Raw genomic sequence first — 25,846 nt, forward strand, 5'->3', positions numbered from 1 at the left:
TAATAGACGGTTTAGCACATCATCAGCGGATCTTTGCATTAAATCGGGGGATAGGTATACAGGAACATTTTTGAATAAATGTAAAAAAAGGTTTAATGTTGTCGAATTTTCGATTATAATTATATTATTCGTCGTTTTATTACTGTAATTATGAAATAACAGATTACTCCAACCTAGGCTATTTCGTAACCAAACAACATAACGTTTTTGCTAAAAAGAGGGGGTAATACATATGTCAAGTGAAACAGCAAATGAAAGACAACTGGAAAGAGGACTGAAGAACCGCCATATTCAGCTGATTGCGATTGGCGGGGCAATTGGAACTGGTTTGTTTCTTGGTGCCGGGAAGTCGATACATCTGGCTGGTCCGTCGATTATGCTCGTATATTTGATCATTGGCATCGCGCTGTTTTTTATGATGCGTGCTCTGGGTGAGTTGTTGCTTTATAAGCCTGATGCCGGTTCTTTTGCCGAATTTGCCGAGACATTCATAGGTTCTTGGGCAGGATTTATTACTGGCTGGACATATTGGTTTTGTTGGATAGCGACGGGTATTGCCGAAATTACTGCTGTTGGGGTTTATATACGATACTGGTTGCCGGATGTACCGCAATGGGTCCCGGCACTTGCCTGTGTTCTTATTTTGTTTTTAATTAACATGACCGCAGTAAAGGCATTTGGAGAAATTGAATTTTGGTTTGCACTTATCAAAATTATTACGATCATCGCCTTGATTGTAATTGGTATTGTGCTTGTTTTGATGAGCTTTAAGGGAAGTGATGCGGAGGCGTCTTTCTCAAACCTGTGGACATACGGGGGTTTCTTTCCAAATGGTGCTTCAGGTTTTCTACTTTCCTTTCAAATGGCTGTTTTTTCCTTTGTAGGGATCGAACTTGTTGGTATTACGGCAGCTGAAACGGTTGATCCAAATAAAACGATACCAAAGGCGATTAATAATATTCCGATTCGGATACTAATCTTTTATATTGGGGCCTTGTTTGTAATTATGTCCATTTACCCTTGGAATGGAATCAATCCGGCAGAAAGCCCATTTGTAAAGGTTTTTGCATTAATTGGTATTCCGGTTGCCGCGGGAATTATTAACTTTGTTGTTTTAACCGCAGCGGCGTCATCCTGTAACAGTGGGATCTTTAGTACAAGTCGAATGGTTTATACGCTGGCCAAAGAGGGACATGCGCCAAGAAAATTGGGTTCTTTAAGCAAACAGAATGTTCCAGCGCCTGCATTGATTTTTTCAACGCTTGTGTTACTGATCGGAGTGTTGCTTAACTATCTTCTCCCGGATCAGGTGTTCACACTAGTTACCAGTATTGCAACCATTTGTTTTATCTGGGTTTGGGGCATTATCCTGTATGCACATATTCGCTTCCGGAAAACGATGCCGGAAGCGGCGAAAAAAAATCCTTTCCGCATGCCGTTTGCTCCATTTATGAACTGGCTGGTGCTCGCCTTTTTCATATTCGTGATTGTGATTTTAGGTTTTGCTGCTGATACGAGGGTTGCACTATTTGTCACACCAGTTTGGTTTCTAATCCTTGTCATTGCTTATCAAATGATAAGAAATAAACAGGATAAGCATAAATCGGAATATTAATTGTAAAAATAGCCTGTTTGGGGAAAGCATATCCTAAACAGGTTATTTTTTTCGTTCTAAGTGGGACGTTTCCGCACTCCAAAGAGGTTTGAGACATTACGCTTGCATGAGGTGACAAAGTGGGTTATTATGTAATTGATCAATCAATAATAAACTGTGGGCAGGGGTTTTGCAATGGTTAGACCGAAAAAGGCGAATCGGAAGGAAGAGATTCTGGAGGCGGGGTTAGAAGTATTTGCGAAACGGGGTTATTATAATACAACGACCGCGCTTATTGCAGAAAAAGCAGGCATATCTCAACCATATGTCTTTAGATTTTTTAAAACAAAGGAAGAATTGTTTGTCGCGGCTTTAGACCGATCATTTGAAAGAATCCTTCAAACCTTTAAAAGTGTGGAGGCTAACTCGGACCAATTGGTTACCAAAATGATTGAAGCCTATGAAGCGTTGTCTGTATTACATCCGAATGAAATTTCCTTGCAGGTGATAGGAATTTCCGTAACGGAAGAAGCCATACGAAATTCGATGAAAGAGGGATTGTCTCGTATTAGAAGCTACACCTTGGAAAGGTTTAAATCAGCGGGGATAAAGAATGCTGAAAGAGAAGCTACTACATTTCAAGCAAGAGGGATGTTATGTAATATTTCTTATTTCTTAGATCTTCCCGAGCTTATTGATCAAACGAAATAAATAATCGAGTCAAGTTGATTATTTATTTTTTAAATTCAATTTAGTGATTGATCAATAACTAATTGTGTTAGAAGAGTGAACCAAACTTATGCATAAAAGAAGTTTGAAATGTTATGTTTCATATTTTCTAACGTTAATTGATTGATCAATCAATAAATAAAAAGGAGCAGAGCAAAATGAAAACTGCAATTGTATTAGGAGCAACTGGTGGAACAGGACAGGTCATTGTTTCAGAACTATTGGATAGAGGAATAGAAGTCATTGCTTTCGGACGTTCCGAAAATAAATTGAAAGCATTAGCAAAAAAACACGATTTTAAACAGGGATTGTCATATAAGTTGGGTGATATATTTGATTACCAAACAATTATCGATGCGGCAAAAGATGCGGATGTTATATTCCAATGTGCAAATGTTCAATATCAAGAGATGGAGGAAAAACTTCACCTGCTTGGGGAAAGTGTGATGAAAGCAGCGGATATTATGCGGAAGAAGATTGTCATTGTTGATGGCATTTATGTATATGGACATCAAGTCGCCAAGGGTGATGAAAATCATCCACAACATCCACATACAAAAAAGGGGAAGATAAGGGTTGCATTCGAGCATTTAATATTCAGTAACAAATGGGAAAATGTAAAAGCTTTAATTGTTCGGCTTCCGGATTATTATGGTCCAACCTCACAAAACTCTTATTTGCAGCCTACATTAGAAGGAATGGCTGCTCAAAAGACTTCTTTTTTTATTGGAAATTTGAAGACACCTCAGGAATATGTCTATTTACCAGATGCCGCGAAGATGATTGTGAATATAGCGGAAAAGGATGATGCTTACGGAGAGAACTGGAATATACCTGGTGCGGGATTGATTTCAGGTAAACAAATTGTCCAAATAGCTCGCAAGGTCACCGGTAATCGAAAAATGGTTATCCCTTTAAATAAAAATGTCATTCGTTTCATTGGTTTGTTTGATCCGTTTATGAGAGAAATTGTTGAAATCATGTACCTAACTAAAGAAGGGTTTGTGTTGAATGGTGAAAAATATGAGGAACGTATCGGGGAAATTTCGGCTACTCCGTTCAAAAACGGTCTTGAAGAAACGTTACGACATTACATGTGGGAAAAAAATTAGACTTTGACCGTTCGGAGTATTATAACAGTTTAGGCAGATTTATAACGTTATGCTAATGTAAGCGGTAAGGCTATAGCATAAACACCTGGAAAGATAACTGATAGACCAAAGATTCCCATTCTACACCTTACGTGTCAAAATTCCATGTTTGTGGTATTCTATATATAGAAGATCATACAATATTAAAAACCGCACCATGTTCCAGCATGGCGCGGTTACAATAAGACCAACCCCATCAAGAGGGGTTAGGCACAGAAGGTTAGTAATCCCTCAATGCCAGGCTATGGTGCATGAGGGGTTATTTTTATTTCCCATGAATTAGGTTTGAAAGGAGTAGCAAATAATGAAGCTGGGAATTTTGGATCAAATGGCACAACCTAAAGGCATAGGTGCAGAGGAAACAGCGCGAAGAACCATTGAAATGGCGCAAGCGGTCGAACGATTCGGTTATGAGCGATATTGGTTTGCGGAACACCATGCTACAAAAGGATTGGCATCAAGTTCACCGGAAATTATGATGGCGGCCGTTGCTGCAAAAACAAACAGGATGAAGGTTGGCAGTGGCGGGATTTTGTTGCCACAGTATAGTGCGTATAAAATAGCAGCCCAGTTATCCCAGTTACAGGCGCTTTTCCCAGGAAGAATAGAGGCAGGTGTGGGACGTTCGCCTGGTGGTGGAGAAACAATCCGGGCATTATTGGCAGATGGAAAACCAAATCAGTTGGCTGACTATCCTGAAAAATTGACGGATCTAATCACCTTCTTGAATCGGGATGGAAAGGTTCAGGCAGCACCACGTACGGAAAGTGGTCCAAGTTTATATTCGTTAGGGCTGGGAGAAAATAGTGCAAAACTTGCAGCTGAACTGGGCATAGGCTATGTGTACGGCCATTTTATCAATCCTGCCAGAGGAGAAGCGGCCCATGAAACGTATCGGGAATATTTCAGGCCGGGTTATTTGGATCAACCTCGGGAACGCTCAGCAATTTTTGTGATCTGCGGGGAAACGGATGAACATGCCGAGGAACTTGCGATTAGTCAGGATGTTTGGCTACTTCAGGTCGAAAAAGGTCTGGACAGCAGGATGCCAAGTGTGGACGAGGCCAAGACAAAGACAAAAAGCTGGAGTAAGGATGAACAAAAACAGATGCATAAAAACCGGGAACGGATGATTATTGGAGGACCTCAGAAAGTGAAAAATGAATTACTCCGCTTGTCTGAACGTTATCAATGTGACGATTGGCTGATTCTGACCAATATTTACAGTTTTGATGAAAAGATTCATTCTTATCAGCGAATGATGGAATTGTTTGCATAAAAAATAAGCAGCAAAGCCCCAGTACACAGGACCTGCTGCTTATTTTGGTGTTCCCCCAAGCAAAGGGTGCAACCGCCCGAACAGGAAGCAAAACCCAAAACCGCTCGAACCTTGAGTGCAACCACTCGAAAAAGCAGCTGAGACGCTCAAGTATAAGTTTCAACCACACAATAAGCAGCAAAGCCCCAGGTACGCGTTTTGCAGCCTGTTTTGTTTAAAGGGTTCTTAGGTCAAAATCGTCCTGATTTAAGAATCGAATACAATAACCAAAGAAACATTAATATCGCCACGACAAAGCCAATTTCAATCGCCGGGAGCCTCCAAAGAATGGAGGATTGACCGCTTAATGCCGAACCGACAATAAGTCCGACCATGATAATACTGAAGGAAAGCAAGACGATACTAAAGGATAACCGGTTGCTGATGCGATCCAGTTTCTTTAAAAATATTTCCGATTTTTCAAGAGAAATTTCGATTGGTAACTTTCCTTTTTTTACCATTGAGGTTAATTCCCGAATGTTCTTGGGAATATCGGCAATAATCTCACCGTATTCCGTCCACTGGTGAAAAGCAGTTTCAACCCAATTTTTCGGATTGAGACGCTCTCTAAATAATTTACGGCCAAAAGGTTCAGCCAGTTTCATAATACTAATGTCGGGATCCAGTCTTTCTACCATTGCTTCCAAGGTAAGGAGGGTTTTCCCAAGTAATGTGAGATCAGGAGGGATCTGGATGTAATGCCGGTGTGCAACGGCAAACAAATCGTTAACCGCTTCCCCGATACTTACCTCTTTTAACGGGATATCATAATATTTGACCCGCAATTGATCAACATCTGACCGTAACAATTGGATGTTGACATCATCGGGAACCAGTCCCATGCGGCTAATCGCCTTAATCACCCCGTCTGTATTATCACGCATCATGGAAATAACCAATGATGCAAAATTGGCTTTCATTTCCGGGGTTAACCGGCCGACCATGCCAAAGTCCATAAAAACAATGGTTTCATCAGGTAGGACAGCTACATTCCCCGGGTGTGGGTCACCATGAAAAAATCCTTCCATAAAAACTTGGTGGAAGATGGCATTGGCCACCCGTTCTGCCAGTATTCTCTTATTGTATCCTTTTTCGGAAAGCTCCTCTAATTTGTTCAACTTAATCCCATCAATATATTCCATTGTCAGCACTTTCTTGGAGCAGTATTTCCAGTAGACTTTCGGGATCTGAATATGCGGATGATCACTAAATTGTTTCGTGATCTTTTCCGCGTTTCGTCCTTCTACGTTATAATCCAGTTCAGCCAGAATTGCATTGGCAAATTCATCAACGATCTCGGAAATTTGATATTGAGCAGCCCATTCCAGTCGAAATTCTGCTAACACCGCCAGTTTCCGCAGTATTTCCAAATCGGTTTTCATGTCTTTTTCGATTTGGGGGCGTTGGACTTTGACCGCAACCTGTTCCCCTGATTTAAGAACAGCATGATGGACTTGACCAATCGATGCTGCACCAAGCGGCGTTTCATCGAATGTCCGGAATATTTTGTTCAATGGCATGCCTAATTCTTGTTCGATAAGTTCCTGTACATTCTCGAATGGAAATGGTGGTACTTCATCCTGGAGTTTTTCCAATTCCCGAATAATGTCATCGGGGAGCAAGTCTGGCCTTGTACTGGCAAATTGCCCCATTTTAACAAATGTTGGTCCCAGCTCTTCCAAAAATGAGCGGATTCGTTCCCCGAGTGTTTTGTCATATTTTTGCCGTTTGGCGGCGAAACGCTTCGGTAAAGGAATAAGTTCATGCAGCCCTAATTCCTTCACAATATAGCCGAAGCCATTCCTGGAAAAGGCGACAACTATTTCCCGGTAGCGTTGCATATGACGGATACGTTGTTCAAAAATGGGAATCTCCTCCTTTACCGGGTTGTTTTTCTTTATGAGCTGTGTTTGGCAGCTTAATGATTTAATACCAAAACCAGCAGCTTGTTCGGTATATTTTTCCTTAGTTTCATTTTGTATACTATACCACTCATCGGGCGATACATACAAAGAATTGTAATGTGATCATCAGAGGATGCAATCTTTTGGAAAATGAACTGAGTCAAGAATAAAACATCAAAAAATATACGGGGAAAAAAAGAGCGCTTGACATTCTGTTAGTATTGAATATCAAATTTCTCCAATTTGTTATAAAGGGTGACGCGTGAGATTCCCAGAATTTTTGCAGCTGCTGATTTATTTCCGTTTGTTTGTCCTAGTGCGTCCATAATCCGCTGTTTTTCCATATTTTCCTTTTCTTTAGGCAAAGATGGTTGTATCGTATGGGATTCGATGCGCAACGATGGGGATGGCTGCTGGTGGAAACTTAGCAGATCCTGCCTGGTCACAACGGCTTTCTCGGAAAGGATCACGATTCGCTCCATTAAATTCCGGAGTTCTCTTACATTTCCGGTCCAGTGAAAAGTCGTTAACAATTCAAGTGCATCCTGTTCCATCATCGGAACGGGCACTTGGTATTTGGCGGCAAATTGTTTCAGAAATAATTGTGCCAGTCCCGGAATATCTGCCGTCCGTTCCCGTAGTGGCGGCATGGTTAATTGAATAATATCCAAACGATAAAATAAGTCAGAACGAAATCGCTTTTCTTCCATCAATTGTTCCAGGTTTTGGTTCGTAGCGGCGATAAAACGCACATTTATCTGTTTTCCTTTGGAGTCACCAATCCGATAAATGGTATTTTCCTGTAACACCCGGAGCAGTTTGACTTGCATTTCCAGCGGTAGTTCTCCCACTTCATCGAGAAATAATGTGCCTTCATTCGCCATTTCAATTTTTCCCGCTTTCCCATTTTTCTCCGCACCGGTAAATGATCCACCTTCATAGCCAAACAATTCACTTTCAAATAAGGCAACCGGAATCGCGCCACAGTTGACCGGGATAAATGGCCCGTCTTTTCGGGTACTTGCATCATGAATAGCCCGGGCACATATTTCTTTTCCTGTTCCGCTTTCTCCAAGGATTAGTGTTGTCGCGTCCGTTTTCGCTGCTTTGCGAGCGATACGGATGACTTGATTCAGTGCTACACTTTCTCCTTTTAATTTGGCAAAAGGTGTCTCTCCATTCGTGGTATTTACTTGTTGTCGTAGTTCATTCAACTCCACCGAGGTTGACATCAAATTATCATTTAATTTAACGATTTGTGTGATATCCCGCTCCACTGAAACAGAGCCGATGATCCGATTGTTTTGATCAAATACAGGTGCTGCATTAATCACTACATGTTTATTCTCTTGTGGACGGTGATAAGCATTTTTTACAGGTTCCTGTGTTTTGAGTACTTTTAATACCATTAAATCGTCATGATGGAAAAACTTGTTGATTGGCTGATGCAGAATCTCGGATTTGTGGATGTTGTAGGTATGAACGGCTGCATCATTCCAGTAGATTACCTCCCGATTGACGTTGATAACAGTGATTGCATCATCTTCTGCACCTAAGACGGCGTTTAAAACATGGTAATCATAATCCATTTCACTTCACCTCCGAATTGTAAGGCAATTGTAAATGTAAGCGTAAACTTATTATACACTTTTGTACATATAGTTTACAAATAATCATTTCATAGTATGCCAGAAAATATCAGCTATCATTACGTGGATAGTCGGTTATTTCATTGATATCATGGCTTTTTCACTTCCTAATTTATAATAGAATAATAAAGTTGGCATGATTCTTGCTAATATTATAGATGAAAGCGCTAAATTTTTAAGGTTTTATATCAAGGAGGTTATTATATTGGCATTACCTTTTAAACATGAACCATTTACAGACTTTAATGATCCCACGAACCGTCAGGCATTTGAATCTGCCCTAAAACAGGTTAAAGGTGAGTTGGGAAAAGAATATCCAATCGTGATCAATGGGGAAGAGATTTATACAGATGATAAGCTCGTTTCTGTAAACCCTGCTAACAAAGAGGAAGTTGTCGGTTACGTATCCAAAGCGACGAAAGAACATGTGGATCAAGCAATGGAAGCCGCTCTTGATGCGTTTAACACATGGCGCAGCTGGACACCAGAAGAACGTGCAGATGTCTTGTATAAAGCGGCAGCCATTGTCCGTCGCCGAAAGCATGAATTCTCTGCATGGCTGGCTTATGATGCAGGTAAGCCTTGGAGTCAAGCTGATGGAGGCGTGGCAGAAGGACTTGATTTCCTGGAATACTATGCTCGGCAAATGGTTGAGCTTGGTCAAGGCAAGAAAGTAGAAGATCGTGCGAATGAACAGAATTCCTATTTCTATCAGCCAATGGGACCTGGTGTCGTCATTCCACCATGGAATTTCGCTTTTGCGATTGTATGCGGTACCACAGTTGCACCGATTGTGGCGGGGAACCCAGTCCTGTTAAAACCATCGGAAAACACACCAGTCATTGCCTACAAATTGGTAGAGGTATTAAAAGAAGCCGGACTGCCAAAAGGTGTACTCAACTTTGTACCAGGTGACCCGGCGGAAATCGGCGACTATCTTGTTGATCATAAAGACACACATTTTGTTAACTTTACCGGTTCACGTGCAACAGGAACCCGAATCATGGAACGCGCTGCCAAGGTGCAGGAAGGTCAAACATTCTTAAAACGCGTCGTCGCTGAAATGGGTGGTAAAGATACGATCATTGTTGATAATGATGCAGATCTTGATTTGGCTGCAGATGCCATTGTAAATTCAGCATTCGGTTTTTCCGGTCAGAAATGTTCTGCTTGTTCACGGGCGGTTATTCACAAGGATGTTTATGATGACGTGCTTGCCAAAGCGATTGAACTAACCAAGGAATTAACGATCGGCAACCCGACCGAAGAAAATGTTTATATGTCAGCGGTTATTAATCAGAAACAATTTGATAAAATCAAGAACTATATTGAGATCGGCAAGCAAGAAGGTGAACTTGCCTATGGTGGAGAAACAGATGATTCCAAGGGGTATTTTGTTCACCCAACAATCTTCAAGGATTTGGATCCGAAAGCAAGAATCATGCAGGAAGAAATCTTTGGTCCGGTTGTAGCATTTGCTAAAGCCAACGATTTTGATGAATTGCTGGAAATTGCCAACAACACGGAATATGGCTTAACTGGTGCAGTTATCTCCAATAATCGCGAGCACTTGAATCGTGCCCGTTATGAATTCCATGTTGGTAACCTGTACTTCAATCGCGGCTGTACCGCAGCAATCGTTGGATATCAACCATTTGGCGGATTTAAGATGTCTGGTACTGACTCCAAAGCAGGCGGCCCGGATTACTTGCAGCATTTCTTGGAAGCAAAAGTAGTATCTGAAGTATATTAACCATCACGACTGCGGCAAATGCGTCCCTTACTTAGGTATTATAAAAATTAAGCGCTGTTAATAACCTGGTAAACAAGATGGGCCTCGTCCGGCTCCAGCGCCCAGCGGCTAGCAAACTTCAGGCTTCCTCCTACGATAAGTCAACATCGATTTAGGAACAAAGGAAGGCCGACTAAGAACGGCCTTTGCGGCCAACGTCGGCATACCCCTTTTGCAGGGGCATGTTTCCTTTATCTCGTAGGTAAGGATGTTCGGCTAAGGACGCCGCTTTGCGCGGCAACGCCGAACCACCCGTGTTGCACGGGCGCAGTTTGTACGCCGCTAACCGGGCGCTTACGCCTTTGTATCTTTGCCGCACGTGTTAGTTAAATGTGTGAAGGAGCAATTCAGCATGGCAAATCTAACAAGAGATTTTTTTATTGGATTATCGAATAATAAGTTTTTAAATGCTAATGCCAAAAAGTGGGGATTTCATCTCGGAGCAGAAAAGTTCGTTGCCGGTACGACGATTGATGGTGTTGCGAATGTGGTTAAAGAACTGAACCAGCATGGCATCCGCGCAACTCTGGATAATCTTGGTGAATTTGTATCTGATAAGACGGAGGCAAGTACCGCTAAAGATGAAATTATGCAAATACTGCACCGCATTCATGAAGAACGATTGGATTGTCACGTATCCGTTAAATTAACCCAGCTTGGTTTGGATATTGACCGGGAATTTTGTCTGAATAACATGCGGGAAATCCTGGCCTTGGCTGCAGATTATGGCATTTTTATCAATATTGATATGGAGAAATATAGCCATTACCAAAAAACATTGGATGTCCTGTTTAAACTTCGCAATGATTATAGTAATGTGGGTACCGTTATTCAGTCCTATTTGCGTGAAGCGGCGGAGGATTTGGAACAATTGAAAGACATTCGCATTCGGCTGGTAAAAGGGGCATACAAGGAAAATGAAGATGTGGCTTATCCATCCAAGGAAGAAATTGATCAAAACTTTATTCAAATGGCAAAAACACGTTTGAAAGGGGATACATTCACATCAATTGCTACCCATGACCATCATATCATTCAGGAGTTAAAGAAGTTTGTCGAGGATAATCACATTCCTTTGGACAGGTTTGAATTTCAAATGTTATATGGGTTCCGCACCGAAATGCATTACAGTCTGGCAGAAGAAGGGTATAATTTTTGTACGTATATTCCATTTGGCACTGACTGGTTCGGTTATTTCATGCGCAGACTTGCAGAACGTCCGCAGAATATGAATCTGATTATGAAAGATGTATTTTATACGGAAGATAATAAGTTAAAGAAAGAACCGCTGATTGCCGGGGCTGCCGCTGCTTCATTAATGGCAGTCTGGATGCGGAAAAAGTATAAAAAGGCGAACTGATTTCTAGATAGGTATCTGATAGCCTTATTGTAATCTTAACTATCTGAGTTGGTGTTAAAAAAGTAGTGTAACAATTTCGTATTCGTGGTACACTAAATAAAATCGTTCCATGCTGATGACATGAAACGGCTACCATAAGACCAACCTCAACAAAAGAGGCAGGCACAAGAGACAGGTAATCCCTCATTGCCGGGCTAAAGCATGTGAGGGATTATTTCCTTTTTTTAACGCTACTAACATGCCAAAAGAAATCATCAGTGCGACCATTGGCGACACCTCCTTCTTGGGAAATATCTCAGAAGGTAAAAACGGTGTGCCCGCCCCCCTCCATGTATAGCCGCTCCATTGTTTCTCTAGTATAGTGCACGGAAATATTAGATTCTATTAAATTTCTCTGATTAGCGTTTCATACTTATACATTGAATATCCGTATGTTATCCTTACAACAGAGGTGGATTTGCAATGATTTATATTGGACTTACCGGCTGGGGTGACCATTATTCCTTATATCCCGCCCATATCAAAGCAAAAGATAAACTTCCCGAATACAGCAGTCATTTCCCCGTAGTGGAGGTGGATGCTTCTTTTTATGCCATCCAGCCGGAACGTAATGTTACAAAATGGGTAAACGAGACACCGGATACTTTTCGCTTTGTCGTAAAGGCCTATCAAGGGATGACCGGCCATAAGCGGGACGAGCTTCCATTCGAAACAAAGACAGCGATGTTTCAGGCGTTCAAGGATTCTTTAAAGCCCTATCGAAAGGCAAATAAGCTTGCGATGGTATTGTTTCAGTTTCCGCCATGGTTTGCCTGTAAGAAAGAAAATGTTGACTATTTACGTTACTGTAAACAACAAATTGGGGACATTCCGGTGGCGCTGGAATTTCGCCATCAATCCTGGTTTAGTGATGCTTTTCGTGCTGATACTTTGGCATTTATTAAGCAGGAAGGCTGGATTCATACGATTGTCGATGAACCACAGGCAGGCGAGCGTTCCATTCCGACTGTACCGGTTGTGACGGATGAAAACCTGGCGTTGGTGCGGATGCACGGCAGAAATGTGTACGGATGGAATAAGCCGAATGGTGCTGATAATAACAGCTGGCGCGAAGTTCGTTATTTATATAGATACAACAATGCTGAGTTGTCAGAATGGAAGGACCGAATCAAGCAACTGTCAAAAGGAACCAAAGATATTATTGTCTTGTTTAATAATAATTCAGGCGGCGATGCTGCTGGTAATGCTAAGCAATTTCAAGAAATGCTAGGGATTGAATATGCGGGACTGGCACCAAAACAATTGCGTTTGTTTTAGCGGGGTTTCAAAACAGTTTAATCTAAATTATTTAAAATTAATTACTTTTTAGCAGGATTCTCCCATTTTATGTCGAACCTTGTAAGTAGAAATAAAATGAGGAGGATCGCTAACATGTATACCATCGATGAAGCATCCAACATACTTGGTGTTCATCCCACCACATTAAGAAGGTGGGAGAAAGAGGGGAAGATAACATCCTCTCGAACCACCGGTGGCCATAGAAGATATGCTGTAGAAGACCTTAGTGCTATCAAGCATGATTTGAAACCACTTCAAGACAAAATTGTTATTGGGTATTGCCGTGTCTCATCATCGGACCAAAAGGAAGATTTAAAAAGGCAGGTCCATACCGTTTCGCAGTATTGTTCGGCAAATGGATATCAGTTTCGTATTATAAAAGATCTGGGAAGTGGTTTGAGTTACGATAAGAAGGGGCTAAAGGAATTAATCCGGCTGGTGCAAAGCAATCAGGTGGAGAAAGTTGTCGTCAACTATAAAGATAGGTTATTACGTTTTGGGTATGAATTGTTGGAACAAATATGTGCCTTCCATCATGTGAAAATTGAAATCGTCAACCATACAGAGGATAAAACATATGAGCAGGAGTTAGTCGAGGATATGCTTTCCATTATTACTGTCTTCAGCAGCCGCTTGTATGGAAGCAGAAGTCACAAGCGAAAGAAACTGCAACAAGCAGTGAAACAGGTCATTGAGGACAACGGCCATGCTTACGTATAATAAAAAGGTACGGTTGATGGTTACAAAAGATAACAAGCAGTTACTCGATTCTCAATCCAGAATGTGCAACTGGCTGTATAATCAATTGCTTGACGCGGTGGAAGAAGATTATCGCAATGGAAAAAAGAAAAAACTGCTTTCCGGCAGAAACCTGAGGAATGAAGTACCGAAAATAAAAGGGGAAAACCCATTTTTGTTTAAAGTCCATTCCTCCCCATTGAAAAATACGGCATTACGGTTAAAAGATGCCTATGAACGATTTTTTGATCCAAAATTAATGAATGAGAAACCAAAATATCGTTCATGGAAAAAGAAGTGGTTTTCGCTATATTATGATGAACCAAAAAAAGGTTTTAAATTATTGGATACCAATCTGCTTTCCTTAAGTTTTGGCAAGTTAACAGATGAAGAATACAAGGAATTAAGGAAAATAGATGAACAGGCCAGGAAGACCATCAAAATTAAAGTTGGACTCGTGGAAGCGGTAGAACTAAGCGAAACGGAGAGAATCAAAACCCTTCGCATTACAAAGGATCTGGATTCGTATTATGCCATTTTTACAATAGAAGATGCCAAAGAAATCACCAAAATAGAGGAACAATCGTTTATTGTATTTGATCCCAACCATAAGAATTTGGCGGTGGGATTAGGCAGTGATGGAAAATCATATGAATTGAAATCGATGAATGCACTATTGAAGTATTGGGATAAACGAATCGATGAAATTAAGTCAAAACGGGACAAATGTGAAAAATTTAATAAGCTGGTATGCACCCCAAACGTTACTTATTTTGAGCCAAGCAAACGTTGGAAAAGACTTAATCATGCTTTGGAAAAGGCGCAATTAAAACGTCGAGAACAAATGAAGACGCTGTTATTTAGCTATGCGCATTATTTTTCCAAGCGTTACGATGCCATTTACATTGGTGACTATACACCAACTCCCGATGTAGCGAAATACGGGTCAATGAGAAGAGCCATGTTAAATCAAACACCAGTCGGTAAATTCAGGAGTATTTTGAACTGGGTGCAGGCAAAAAGCGGTAAATATTATCAAAAGATCGATGAACGGGACACAACCAAAACCTGTTGTGTCTGTGGTCATCAGGAGAAAAAGGACCCATCTATTCGCAGCTTTACATGTGTAAACTGCGGTACAACGCTTTCGAGAGATATCAACAGTGCAATTAATATCGGAAAGAAAGCCAAAAAGCGATTGCCTCGCACAGGCTACATAGGTGTGGAATCCCCTATGTATACAGTGTGGTGGGATTTTAAACAGGCAAAGATTGCTTGTGGTTTGACCCCATCTGCTGGCCTCGGGAAGTAAATCCGGGGGGTGAAACAAACATTCTTCTTGGTAACAGAGAAGAGGTCTTTGATTAATTTTAGGCTTAATTTCGGTTAGGTTTAAATAAACAAAGGAGTGCGGTAGTTCTTTCTAAGCTATCCCGTAGAAATCCCCCACTTCAAACTATCTGTAAGAGGTTTGAGTGGGGGATTGAATTATTGTTTGAAGACATGGTCACCAATAATCTCCGTGGTAGGTAAATGATCTAACCAGTGGTCTGTGGCGATAGTTGGATTATAGAAATAAAGAGATTTAGTGTTTTGATCCCTATTGGCGAATGCTTGGTCAACAGATTGATAGTCTACCTCATCGGGCGTATTATTTATCATACCATTTTGAGCAGGTGTAAACTGACCCGGTTGGTAAATGACATCATGAATCGTATCGGGGAATTCGGGACTATTGACTCGGTTAAGAACGACAGAAGCAACCGCTATTTTCCCCGCCATTGGTTCGCCACCTGCTTCAGCATGTACAAGTTTGGCTAAAGTCTCTCTTTCATCGGTTACTGCACTATTGTTGGAATGGCTAGAGCTATTAGGAATTTTTATGCTTTCACCAACGTTTAGGTGATTTGCATCTGGAATTTGCGTATTGTTTTCTAGAAGGTTTTGCACAGTTGTATCATTATTTGACGCAATTTTGCTTAAATTATCACCGGGTTGAACCGTATAAGCAAAAATTTGATTGGCTGGTAAAACGACAGCGGCTACTGCAATTAACGAGAATAATATTTTTTTCATTTTATCACCTAACCCTTTACTCCAAAAGATTGAATAGAATGTATAAAATCTATACCAATCGATAAATAATGACAAGGGCTAAATACATTATTTAACTGAATTGTGATCAATTGAAATGTTATGGAAATAAAAAATAAGTGCCCGTTTGTTCAATTAAAAGCGCCTATCTGGAATAAGAGTAAGTGTTCTATACTGTGGAAATAGGGCGTATGGTTGAAGATCGCCAAAAATTAAAGGCTTCTCTTCATATTGGAAGGGGAGCTTTTATATTACATATTAATTATTATTACTACAATATTTTAATAATGTGTAACGTTTTGTTATACATGAATTTGGTTTAATGAAAGTGATAGTCGATGGACAACATTACGCTTCATAAACTATCGTCATGAAATATGGGGTAAATATACCGGTTATAATCACCTAATTAATGTTAAATTTATCAAATTTTTGTTTCTGTTTTGTTGAATATCTGTAATGGTATAAGAGTCGACATTATACTATAATTTGCTCGTAATGGGTCGAAAATGCGCGATTGATCTTTGGTGTTTTGTTACATATGCGATAAAAGTGTAGGGCACGCTCGAATTTTTAGTCTGTAAGATACTTTGATAAATAGTCAGACTCTTATCGAAAAATATTATATTAGAGGATGTTCAAAAAGTCCGGTAAAAATGACATGCCCCTGCAAAAGGGGTATGAGGGGTATGCCGAAGCCTGAGCGCAAGCCCGTTTTTAGTCGGCCTTCCTTTGAAGAAGCTCGTCGGCTTGCTTTTCCGCTCCTCATGTACCTTTTATGTACACTCCGGTGCTCAAAGCTACGCCGCCTAGAACTTCTCGGTCCTTTTTATCCTCCTTTTTGAACATGCACTATTAATATTTTTTCATCTTGCACTAATTTACATTTTTTTACGTGCTACATACTTTAGTAGAAATAAAAGGTAGGGGATTAATAAAGGAATTCTGAAAATAGTTTTGGTATGAAATGAGGGAAGAAAGAATAATTCATTACCTTTAGGAGGATGTTGCGTGTACCTTGTTGTCTTATTATCTTTGGTTTTATTTATAATAGGAGTTTATGAAAAGCGTAATCACCAAAAAAATATTGAGGCCGTACCAATCCGTATAAATGTCAATGGAATTAGAGGAAAATCTACCGTAACACGATTAATAACCTGGGCGCTAATGGAGGATGGCTATCATACAGTTGGAAAAACAACCGGAACATCAGCAAGAATGATTTATTGGAATCGGGACCAGGAAGAACCTATTAAAAGAAGACCTGAAGGCCCCAATATTAGGGAACAAAAAAAGGTTGTTAAATTAGCTGCCGATGCAGGCGCAAATGCCCTGGTAAGTGAGTGTATGGCCGTAAATCCCGACTATCAAAAAACCTTTCAGAACAAAATGTTGCAAGCAAATATTGGTGTAATCGTCAATGTTTTGGAAGACCACATGGATGTCATGGGCCCGACACTGAGTGAAGTGGCCGAGGCATTCACAAACACTATTCCTTATGACGGCTTTTTAATTATTGATAGAAGTCCATATGAATCCTATTTTAAAGAAATTGCGAAAAAACGTAGAACTAAAGTAATTGTTGCCAATCCTGAAAAGGTTAGTGAAGACTATCTTCTACAATTTGAATACATGGTTTTTCCCGACAATGTTGCTTTGGTTTTGGCAGTTGCCGAAGCCTTACAAATAGATGAAGAGGTGGCATTAAGAGGAATGTTAAACGCAAATCCGGATCCTGGTGCGATGAAAATTTTGCCAATCGGAAATAAATATCAACCTTCCTATTTCGTGAATGGTTTTGCGGCCAATGATTCTGCTTCCACGTTGAATATTTATAAAAGGGTTGATATGTTAGGCCATTATCCGAGTGATCATTTGGTTGTGATCATGAATTGCCGGGAGGATCGGGTGGATCGCACTGAACAGTTTGCAACAGACGTTCTTCCTCACTTGGAGATGGAATCGTTAATTTTAATTGGAAAGACGGTTGGTCCGATTATGGAAAGCTATAATCAGGGACATATAAAAACAAAGGAAATAGTTGATCTAGAAGAAACAAGCGTAGAAGAGATAACCCGGGTCTTACAAAAATACCTTAGTGGTTACTGTATTTACGGTGTCGGAAATATACACGGTGCGGGGGAGCCGTTAATTACCAGGTTAGAAGAATTTAAAGTATTTCCAGAAAAAGAAATGAGTTATACCGTTTAAAGTGCGTGTTCAAAAAGGAGGATAAAAAGGACCGAGAAGTTCTAAGCGGCGTAGCTTTGAGCACCGGAGTGTACATAAAAGGTACATGAGGAGCGGAAAAGCAAGCCAACGACGAAATTCGAAGTGTCATTTTTACCGGAATTTTTGAACATCCTCTTAAAAGAATTTCGGGGAGGAATTGTTAAAAAAATGAATATAGAATCTTATATTGCATTAGCTGTTGGGGTTATCTTCAGCTTAATATATGCGGAAATGACTGGGATTTTACCAGCGGGGTTAGTAGTCCCGGGTTACCTTGCACTAACGTTTACTTCACCCATGATCATTATTTCAACTCTGCTTATTGCCTTTATCACCTATCTAATTGTGATGCATGTAGTGGGGAGGTATACCATTTTATATGGAAGACGAAAATTCACTGCCATGTTAACAGTTGGTATCATTTTAAAAGTCATATTTGATTATTTCGTACAAATCCCGACACCATTTGGCATATTTGAATTACAGGCATTAGGTGTTGTTATTCCGGGTCTAATTGCCAATACCATCCAAAGGCAAGGGGTTATACCTACTGTGGGGAGTACCATTGCCCTAAGTGCATCAACGTTTTTGGTTGTTCTTACCTATAATACCATAGTTTGAAGGGAATGACAGGAATGGAACTAAGTGAAGACAAAAAGAAAAAGCGGCTGACTTTGCATCAATTGATGTTAAGGTTTACGAAAATGCATCAGAAAAAAGCGGATTTACATGCTTCGATTGCAGCAGTGATAACTTTGATGACGGTCATTTTTTATGAAATGAAGTGATGGTGATGAAGAAAAAGCGGTGGTATATAGCAATTGTGTTAGGGATTATCTTGTTCATGATAGTCCCTTCTCTTATAGGATCAAATAAGGGTGAAAACACCTACCATATTTTTAATAAAAAAGAGAATCATGAACATCAATATGGGGTGGCTAGTGATAACTCTATGGCGGTTGAAGTGGGAATGGACGTCCTAAATAATGGCGGCAATGCGGTAGATGCGGCTGTGGCCGTTGCCTATGTGCTGAATGTTATTGAACCTTCGTTAGGCGGAATCGGAGGCGGTGGAACACTTATGGTCATGAATCCTGATAGTAAGCCTGTGGTCTATGACTATCGGGAAACGGCTCCGGAAGACGGTGACTTACCCGAGAAAGGCATTGGCGTTATGGGCTTTGTAAAAGGTATGGAAACGGTTCACAATGATTATGGGAAGCTTCCGATGGAGTCATTGCTGGAACCTGCCATTGAAATGGCGAATAATGGGTTCAAGGTTTCTGAAACATTACATGAGCGATTAAAGGGCGCATCCAATCGATTAGATACAGAGGCATTACCTTATTTTCATCATGGAAAAGCGGTGAAACCGGGAATGATTATAAAGGATTTGGAAATGGCGGAAACATTGCGTCAGATTCAAAAGGACGGCTCCGATGCCTTTTATAAAGGTGAAATAGCAGACATGATCCATGAGAAGGTTCCGGAAATAGAGCTAAGTGATTTGAGAAATTATCACGTCGAAAAAAGGGAACCTCTAGAAATAGAATATAAGGGTTATAGCATATATTTACCTCCACCCGCAAATGGAGGTGTTATGATTGCTCAGGAATTATTGATGGCAAAACACTTGGAGTGGGACGAGAACAATCTACATTCTTTCATTAAAAATATCGGAACCATGAATCGATTAGCATATAAGGACCGAATTGAAAACATTGGTGACCCGAATGAAATTGATATGGATCTAGATGAATTGTTATCCGATGAACATATCAAAAACATGCTAAGGAAAAAAGACGATGATCTGCGAGTGGAACTGGATTCAAAGGGGGATATAGCGGATCATGCCAATACCACCCATTTTACTATTATAGATAAAAACGGCATGATGGTGTCGTCAACAAACACTTTAAGTAGCTTCTTTGGATCCGGGGAACGTGTCGGTGGATTCTTTTTAAATAACGAATTGGATAACTTTAGTACTAGTGATTCCTCATCAAATCGCCCAAAAGGAGGAAAACGTCCTTTTAGTTATACATCCCCTATCATCGTTTCCAAGGACGATCAACCTGTGTTGGGAATTGGTGCTGCAGGAGGGAGAAGGATCACCTCGGTTTTAACAAGTATCTTGGTACAACACCTTGAATTCGGAATTCCACTTCAAGACGCAGTGGATAAACCTAGGTTCTTTATGGAATTGAATGATGATGCGATTCGTTTGGAAGAGGAAATTCCGCAAGATGTAAAAGATAAATGGAAAGATGACGATTTTAACCTCATTGAAAATTATCGTTCCGTTTATTTTGGGAGTGTCGAGTCTCTAGAAATCATTGACGGACATATCCACGGTGGTTCAGATAAAAGAAGAAACGGATCATGGCAAAGTAAAAATGGTACGTAAAATCAGGCGGCGATGCGGGGGTTAATGCTAAGCAATTTCAAGAAATGCTGGGAATTGAATATGAGGGACTGGCACCAAAACAATTGCGACTATTTTAACGGGGGACAGTCCTTACGCATCCCGCTGATATAACCAAGATGCACCACTTAACCAAATAATTTTTGGTAAATTTGCTTGGCATATGTGGCAAATTTTTTGTTTTTATCTAACTGTCTTTGATTAACAAACGCGTCAAATTTAGTCTTGCTTTGTACATTGGCTTTTTCCTTATTCCCGGTGGCTGCAGTTACCAGATCATCCACGGTAATGTCTTTTCTTTTTTTGTCCGTTTCCTCCGCCAGATATCCAGCATTTTTTAGCATGCGATACCCCATTCGAATTTCCGGAGACAGTCCTTGTAATTCCTCTCGTAGATTGAGTCGTTTACCTTTACCAGGAAGATCATCAAACTCGCCCTTATCAATCGCATCTTTTATCCTTTCCTCAACAAACATATACATATTGTGCACCTCCTGTTTACCTGTGTAGTTATAAGTATTATACCAGTTCATCTTACGTATTGATATGGATGTTTGGACCGTACGGGAGTTCATTCTTTTATACAATATTAACCAACCCTTTATTGCAATTAAATAATTCCCAAACGATTAACAAGCTTATTGATATGAAAAAAGATTGGACAGAACAACTCAATATGGCATTTAATGCAATAAAATTCAAAAGGTTGTAAAACTATGTTACACTAATATTAGCAAATTGAATGCATATTCATTTAAGTAAAATGTATGCGATTTCAGACTAGAAGGGGAAGAGCTGTTATGGCGTTAAAACGAAAGGTAGCAATTATAACGGGTGGAAGCAATGGGATGGGAAAGGCGATGGCAACCCGTTTTGCAGCCGAGGGAGCCAATGTGGTGATTACGGGTCGGAAACAAGAAAGATTAGATCAGGCCAAAAAAGACATTAAGAATGAAACAGGAGTAGAAGTATTGGCAGTGCAGATGGATGTACGGAATCGGGAGGATGTCCAGCGTACGGTTGATGCGACGAAAAATACATATGGTTGCATTGATGTTCTTGTTAATAATGCTGCAGGGAATTTTATCTGCCCCGCAGAAGACTTGTCACCAAACGGTTGGAAAGCAGTCATTGATATTTGTTTGAACGGCACCTGGAATTGCACCCAAATTATTGGTAAAGAAATGATCGCGCAGAAAACTGGTGGTGTCATGTTAAATATGGTGGCTACATATGCATGGACTGGATCACCAGGAGTAGTTCACTCGGCATCGGCAAAGGCTGGTATTTTGGCAATGACCAAATCACTTGCTGTTGAATGGGGGAAATATGGAATCCGGATCAATGCGATGGCACCAGGACCGATCGAACATACTGGTGGTTCGGAGATTTTATTTGGCTCGGACGATGCTGTTCAACGTATTAAGGAGAAAAATCCGCTTGGTGTAGTTGGTACACTAACCGATGTGACTGAGGCAGCAACATTTCTTGTCTCTGATCAGTCCCGTTATATTAATGGCGACTGCTTGACCATTGACGGAGGGCAGTGGATGGCAAATGACAGGTTTATGCAGAACTAATTTTTTAACGTGGAGGAGTTAAACCATGGAAGAATTATTGATTGATACGCAAAATGGCGTCCGAACATTGACACTAAACCGCCCTGAACGAATGAATGCGATTCATGATGCATTTAGTACACAAATCGAACAAGCCCTTCAGCAAGCTTCAGCCGATGATGATGTCCGGGTTGTTGTTATTACCGGAAAAGGAAAGGCCTTCTGTGCCGGGCTGGATTTAACAATGGCACAAGATAAATCTACGACAAGACATGAACAATTGGATGAATTGGGCTGGGTTGGACGGCAGGCATTGGGTATTGTCCATTGTGATAAACCGGTTATTGCCGCAATTAATGGGGTTGCAGCGGGAGCAGGTTTATCTTTGGCACTTGCATGTGACTTGTGCTTCATGACCCAAAGTGCCCGAGTAACGACAGGTTATATCCGCCGTGGGTTAAATCCTGATGCCGGGATGAGTTATTTTTTGCCGCGGCTCGTTGGTAAAGCAAAAGCAACGGAATTGATCTTTACCGGACGTGATATTCAAGCTGATGAAGCGGAACGTATTGGCTTAGTAAGCAGTGTTTTCCCGGATGACATATTTATGGATCGCATTCGTGACATAGCTGAGGAACTAGCCAGTGGACCGCCGATTGCACTTACACTGTCGAAGCGGCTCCTTACCGCAAGTCCTGATGTTGAGCTTATTACAATTTTAAAACAGGAGTATGCATTTATTAAACAATGCTTCGGGACGGAAGATGTAAAAGAAGGCGTTCAGGCATTTTTGGAGAAACGGAAACCTGAGTTTGTTGGGAAGTAGAGCGTTTCTACTATGTATGAAATTGATAGCTGTTGGTAATAGTTTCATATATTGTTTACTCGAAATATCATAGGCTTTGCAACTAAAGTACTTGTGCATTTATTTGATGTTTTTGCTTTACTTTTTCATTAGCACCCGAACTTCTCCTCCATTGACATAGGAGTAAATTCCAAGCACTATGTTTAAGGAAATGTTAAAATTTAAAAAAGGCTATTTTCAGGAGCACATTATGAATTTGATTGAACTAATAAATATTGACTTTACCATAAATAAACAAAAGGTACTGAAAGATGTTTCTTTAGGAATAAGAGCTAATGAATGCATTGCGATTACTGGTAAGAATGGTTCAGGTAAAAGTACGCTTTTGAAATTGATCGCGGGCTTTGCCGTGCCAACTATAGGAAAAATCAATCGATTGACTAATAAAATAAGTTACGTTCCAGAACGGCCTCCCGAATCGCTACGATTTACACCAAAAGAATACCTAAGACATATGGGGAAAATAGCGGGACTTGAAACCAAAGCACTCCATTCTCGAATGAATGCGTTGATTAGACAATTCGGGTTAACAGAATATGAGAATGTTGTCATACATCGCCTGTCGAAAGGGAATAAGCAAAAGGTTAATATCATGCAGGCTTTGTTATCCAATCCAGATATAATTTTGCTTGATGAGCCACTATCCGGATTGGATTCGCGGTCACAGGAGGAATTCGTAAAATTATTAGTGGAATTAAAAACAGAAGGTAAATCGATTATCTTCACTTGTCATGAACCTTATTTAAAAGAACAAATAGCTGATCGGACAATTAATGTCGCAAAGCAGCAAATCAAAGAGATTGTTGAAGGCAACTATTTCCGTTCAATTGAATTTTCTGGAAGATCAACGGTATTCCATCCATTTATTCAAAACACTCGGGATATCATTGACTATAAATGCCATTCTTCAACGACATATGAAATAAAGGTGATTTCTACCAGTAGCGACCAAATTGTAGCACAAATTATCGAACTTGGTGGATCATTGGAATTTGTATCCCGTCCGACAGAGGTCCATGTGGAAATGAAGGATAAATAGAACGCAGGTGAATGATATGAGATATATGATAAGGTATATGTTGCAAGATTACATCCGGACTTATTCGTTTGTGCCTCCTGTTTTGCTTTTTATTATTTGGACAATTGTTTCCTATACATATGTACCGAATCCTGTTTTTGACAGCTTTGCGATTGCTTGTGCTGCGCTTTATCTTATAGTTGCGTGGCTTGCCATAACATTAATGGATACTGAGGAACTTGTTCAACAGCAAATCACCATGTTGCATGCAAACAGTTATGTTAAGGTATTTAGTGCAAAGATCCTGTCTATTTTGTTCCTTGCCGCGTTACTATCTCTATTTGCCGTTATTTACCCGCTTATAATTGGTGCATTCAACCGTTCTGTTACAGTGCTGGATTGTTTCATTGCGTTCATGTCCCTTATACTTATTTCACTATTAAGCATTTCCATAGCGGTTTTTTTCAGTCGGGCGTTTCACAGTCGAACACTCAGCTCCTGGTTGTTATTGGCCCTAATATTGGTTGTTTCCTTAGTGCGTAGCGGTATCGAGAATGTATTGCCTGATTCATTTGCTTTAGTTACGTGGGTTCTACCTCCTTCCTTTATGATTTTGGATATTCTTGGAGAGGAAACGATCAAATTGGGACCTATTACATTGCTAAAGTGGTTGTATGTGATAGCATACTCTGTTCTGTTGTTTTATATTTTTTTAAAGGTCAAGGTACGAAAGGGTTTATACTAATTAATAAGAAAGGTTAAGATACCTGTTATGACAAAAATAACCTTCCAAAACATCCAAACAATCGGTCATGTCATTCATGAAACGGATCAATATCGGCAATTCCATTATCCGGAAATGCTTATTCGTTATGATAGTAATTTTATTGATTTTAAAAGCATGCCATCACTAACAACATTCATGGAAACAGAAAAATACTTAAGAGATTTTCATTTGCAGCACGGACAACATCATGTCAAATTTACTTTTCCTGAAAATGAAAAGCTAAGCGAGGAGCTAAGAAATTATTTTTGTAAACTGAATTATGATGTTGGTTTTCTGGAATTATACGCGATCCAGCCTAGTCAGTTTCCGTCAATAGCTGACAACCCGGACATCCAGGTTTATCAGGTGAGAGGCAACCATGTACAGGAATTTCTTGCTTTGCGGTATCGGCAAGATTTGCAATTTGGGAAGGAATTTGCAGATCAACGGGTTAACCTTACCCGCCGTCAATTGGAGGATCCTGCTATCATCCAGTTGATTGCCTATTATCAAGGTGTTCCAGCTGGATCAGTCGATGTCATCATTGCCGATGATACGGTAGAAATTGATGGTTTGCACGTTGGAGAATCATTCCAAAGAAAAGGGATTGGCAGCAGGTTACAACAATACGTGATGCAGACCTTCCCGGATAAGACTGTGATATTGGTTGCCGATGGGGAGGATACTCCAAAAGAAATGTATCGTAAACAGCATTACAATTACCTTGGTTTTCAATATGAAGTGCAAAAAATTTTTCCTGTTTGATAGTTCGCTTCAATGAGAACGGTTATCAATCCGTTTTTTCTTTGCTGTACAACCGCTTTCTTGATAAAGTATATCTAATAAAAGCTTTGACAAAGGAGGTACATATGATGGCTACCATCGACGACTTTACAAAATTGGATATCCGTATTGGGACGGTATTAAAGGCAGAACCCTTTCCGGAAGCAAGAAAACCGGCGATTAAACTGGAAATTGATTTTGGTGAGCTAGGTGTCAAACGGTCTTCTGCCCAAATTACCAAGCGATACGAACCAGAGGAGCTCGTCAATCGCCAGGTGGCAGCCGTGGTGAATTTTCCACCAATGCGGGTTGCCGGGTTTAAATCCGAGGTGCTGGTATTGGGCGGAACACCGGAAGAAGGGGATGTGGTCCTCTTGCGCCCGGATGAACCGGTTAAGAACGGCTCGCCAATTTCGTGATATGGGGATAAATCCTAAATCTAAAAGGGAAGCAACCTTAGAAAGGAAACTTCTCTTTTTTTCTATCCGGAATTAAGAAAAAAACTGGTTAGGATATGTTTTGCTTCTTTTC

General features: G+C 40.4%; 23 protein-coding genes and 1 pseudogene. 20 read left to right on the forward strand and 4 right to left on the reverse strand.

Annotated features, from left to right (window positions below):
* The first annotated feature begins 232 nt into the window (after positions 1 to 232).
* The 4 genes from O2S85_RS01445 (at position 233) to O2S85_RS01460 (ending at position 4,753) form a co-directional block, all read left to right on the forward strand.
* The gene (locus O2S85_RS01445; RefSeq protein WP_269411008.1) at positions 233 to 1,615 is read left to right on the forward strand and encodes an amino acid permease; all 1,383 of its coding nucleotides are present in this window, start codon (positions 233 to 235) and stop codon (positions 1,613 to 1,615) included.
* Positions 1,616 to 1,789: 174 nt separating this feature from the next.
* Positions 1,790 to 2,305 carry a TetR/AcrR family transcriptional regulator gene (locus O2S85_RS01450; protein WP_269411009.1) on the forward strand — a complete coding sequence of 172 codons (516 nt, stop codon included), beginning with the start codon at positions 1,790 to 1,792 and terminating at the stop codon, positions 2,303 to 2,305.
* A 152-nt stretch (positions 2,306 to 2,457) separates the two neighbouring features.
* Entirely contained in the window at positions 2,458 to 3,435 is a 978-nt protein-coding gene (locus tag O2S85_RS01455; protein WP_269412424.1) for an SDR family oxidoreductase, read from the forward strand.
* 343 nt (positions 3,436 to 3,778) lie between these two features.
* Positions 3,779 to 4,753 carry an LLM class flavin-dependent oxidoreductase gene (locus O2S85_RS01460; protein WP_269411010.1) on the forward strand — a complete coding sequence of 325 codons (975 nt, stop codon included), beginning with the start codon at positions 3,779 to 3,781 and terminating at the stop codon, positions 4,751 to 4,753.
* Between the two features lie 230 nt (positions 4,754 to 4,983).
* On the opposite strand, the gene O2S85_RS01465 is transcribed toward O2S85_RS01460, so the two are convergent.
* Positions 4,984 to 6,633 (reverse strand): ABC1 kinase family protein, encoded by a 1,650-nt coding sequence (locus tag O2S85_RS01465; RefSeq protein ID WP_269412425.1) that lies wholly within the window; start codon positions 6,631 to 6,633, stop codon positions 4,984 to 4,986.
* 278 nt (positions 6,634 to 6,911) lie between these two features.
* Positions 6,912 to 8,285 carry a sigma-54 interaction domain-containing protein gene (locus O2S85_RS01470; protein ID WP_269411011.1) on the reverse strand — a complete coding sequence of 458 codons (1,374 nt, stop codon included), beginning with the start codon at positions 8,283 to 8,285 and terminating at the stop codon, positions 6,912 to 6,914.
* Positions 8,286 to 8,550: 265 nt separating this feature from the next.
* On the opposite strand from O2S85_RS01470, the gene pruA reads away from it, so the two are divergent.
* The 5 genes from pruA (at position 8,551) to O2S85_RS01495 (ending at position 14,885) form a co-directional block, all read left to right on the forward strand.
* On the forward strand, positions 8,551 to 10,098 hold the full coding sequence (pruA, locus tag O2S85_RS01475; RefSeq protein WP_269411012.1) for an L-glutamate gamma-semialdehyde dehydrogenase: 1,548 nt from the start codon (positions 8,551 to 8,553) through the stop codon (positions 10,096 to 10,098).
* A 391-nt stretch (positions 10,099 to 10,489) separates the two neighbouring features.
* Positions 10,490 to 11,497: a proline dehydrogenase family protein gene (locus tag O2S85_RS01480; RefSeq protein ID WP_269411013.1), complete on the forward strand. Its 1,008-nt coding sequence runs from the start codon at positions 10,490 to 10,492 to the stop codon at positions 11,495 to 11,497.
* Between the two features lie 462 nt (positions 11,498 to 11,959).
* Positions 11,960 to 12,814 carry a DUF72 domain-containing protein gene (locus tag O2S85_RS01485; RefSeq protein ID WP_269411014.1) on the forward strand — a complete coding sequence of 285 codons (855 nt, stop codon included), beginning with the start codon at positions 11,960 to 11,962 and terminating at the stop codon, positions 12,812 to 12,814.
* Between the two features lie 114 nt (positions 12,815 to 12,928).
* Complete coding sequence (locus O2S85_RS01490) at positions 12,929 to 13,555, forward strand: IS607 family transposase (protein ID WP_269411015.1); 627 nt, start codon at positions 12,929 to 12,931, stop codon at positions 13,553 to 13,555.
* Positions 13,542 to 14,885 (forward strand): RNA-guided endonuclease InsQ/TnpB family protein, encoded by a 1,344-nt coding sequence (locus tag O2S85_RS01495; RefSeq protein WP_269411016.1) that lies wholly within the window; start codon positions 13,542 to 13,544, stop codon positions 14,883 to 14,885. The genes O2S85_RS01490 and O2S85_RS01495 overlap by 14 nt, the downstream gene beginning before the upstream one ends.
* 176 nt (positions 14,886 to 15,061) lie before the next feature.
* On the opposite strand, the gene O2S85_RS01500 is transcribed toward O2S85_RS01495, so the two are convergent.
* Complete coding sequence (locus O2S85_RS01500; protein ID WP_269411017.1) at positions 15,062 to 15,649, reverse strand: cell wall hydrolase; 588 nt, start codon at positions 15,647 to 15,649, stop codon at positions 15,062 to 15,064.
* Positions 15,650 to 16,678: 1,029 nt separating this feature from the next.
* Here O2S85_RS01500 and pgsB point away from each other — a divergent pair.
* The 5 genes and pseudogenes from pgsB to O2S85_RS01525 all read left to right on the forward strand — a co-directional run.
* Positions 16,679 to 17,878 carry a poly-gamma-glutamate synthase PgsB gene (gene pgsB, locus O2S85_RS01505; RefSeq protein WP_269411018.1) on the forward strand — a complete coding sequence of 400 codons (1,200 nt, stop codon included), beginning with the start codon at positions 16,679 to 16,681 and terminating at the stop codon, positions 17,876 to 17,878.
* Between the two features lie 189 nt (positions 17,879 to 18,067).
* Positions 18,068 to 18,520: a poly-gamma-glutamate biosynthesis protein PgsC gene (gene pgsC, locus O2S85_RS01510; protein WP_269411019.1), complete on the forward strand. Its 453-nt coding sequence runs from the start codon at positions 18,068 to 18,070 to the stop codon at positions 18,518 to 18,520.
* A gap of 5 nt (positions 18,521 to 18,525) precedes the next feature.
* On the forward strand, positions 18,526 to 18,687 hold the full coding sequence (locus O2S85_RS01515) for a hypothetical protein (protein ID WP_269411020.1): 162 nt from the start codon (positions 18,526 to 18,528) through the stop codon (positions 18,685 to 18,687).
* Between the two features lie 5 nt (positions 18,688 to 18,692).
* Positions 18,693 to 20,306 carry a gamma-glutamyltransferase family protein gene (locus O2S85_RS01520; protein WP_269411021.1) on the forward strand — a complete coding sequence of 538 codons (1,614 nt, stop codon included), beginning with the start codon at positions 18,693 to 18,695 and terminating at the stop codon, positions 20,304 to 20,306.
* 2 nt (positions 20,307 to 20,308) lie between these two features.
* Positions 20,309 to 20,404, forward strand: a pseudogene (locus O2S85_RS01525) (DUF72 domain-containing protein); the annotation flags it as partial.
* A 48-nt stretch (positions 20,405 to 20,452) separates the two neighbouring features.
* Here the strand turns inward: O2S85_RS01525 and O2S85_RS01530 are convergent.
* Positions 20,453 to 20,806, reverse strand: coding sequence for a DnaJ family domain-containing protein (locus O2S85_RS01530; RefSeq protein WP_269411022.1), 354 nt, complete (start codon positions 20,804 to 20,806; stop codon positions 20,453 to 20,455).
* A gap of 318 nt (positions 20,807 to 21,124) precedes the next feature.
* On the opposite strand from O2S85_RS01530, the gene fadH reads away from it, so the two are divergent.
* The 6 genes from fadH (at position 21,125) to csaA (ending at position 25,734) form a co-directional block, all read left to right on the forward strand.
* A complete protein-coding gene (gene fadH, locus O2S85_RS01535) occupies positions 21,125 to 21,904 on the forward strand; it encodes a 2,4-dienoyl-CoA reductase (RefSeq protein WP_269411023.1) in 780 nt (259 codons plus the stop codon).
* Positions 21,905 to 21,929: 25 nt separating this feature from the next.
* The gene (locus tag O2S85_RS01540; RefSeq protein ID WP_269411024.1) at positions 21,930 to 22,709 is read left to right on the forward strand and encodes an enoyl-CoA hydratase/isomerase family protein; all 780 of its coding nucleotides are present in this window, start codon (positions 21,930 to 21,932) and stop codon (positions 22,707 to 22,709) included.
* A 178-nt stretch (positions 22,710 to 22,887) separates the two neighbouring features.
* The gene (locus O2S85_RS01545; RefSeq protein WP_269411025.1) at positions 22,888 to 23,787 is read left to right on the forward strand and encodes an ATP-binding cassette domain-containing protein; all 900 of its coding nucleotides are present in this window, start codon (positions 22,888 to 22,890) and stop codon (positions 23,785 to 23,787) included.
* Positions 23,788 to 23,824: 37 nt separating this feature from the next.
* Positions 23,825 to 24,511 carry a hypothetical protein gene (locus tag O2S85_RS01550; protein WP_269411026.1) on the forward strand — a complete coding sequence of 229 codons (687 nt, stop codon included), beginning with the start codon at positions 23,825 to 23,827 and terminating at the stop codon, positions 24,509 to 24,511.
* 27 nt (positions 24,512 to 24,538) lie between these two features.
* Positions 24,539 to 25,297, forward strand: coding sequence for a GNAT family N-acetyltransferase (locus O2S85_RS01555; protein ID WP_269411027.1), 759 nt, complete (start codon positions 24,539 to 24,541; stop codon positions 25,295 to 25,297).
* 107 nt (positions 25,298 to 25,404) lie between these two features.
* Entirely contained in the window at positions 25,405 to 25,734 is a 330-nt protein-coding gene (gene csaA, locus O2S85_RS01560; RefSeq protein ID WP_269412426.1) for a chaperone CsaA, read from the forward strand.
* Positions 25,735 to 25,846 lie beyond the last annotated feature (112 nt).

It is taken from the genome of Lentibacillus daqui (assembly GCF_027186265.1).
GTDB classification, from domain to species: Bacteria; Bacillota; Bacilli; order Bacillales; family Amphibacillaceae; genus Lentibacillus_C; species Lentibacillus_C daqui.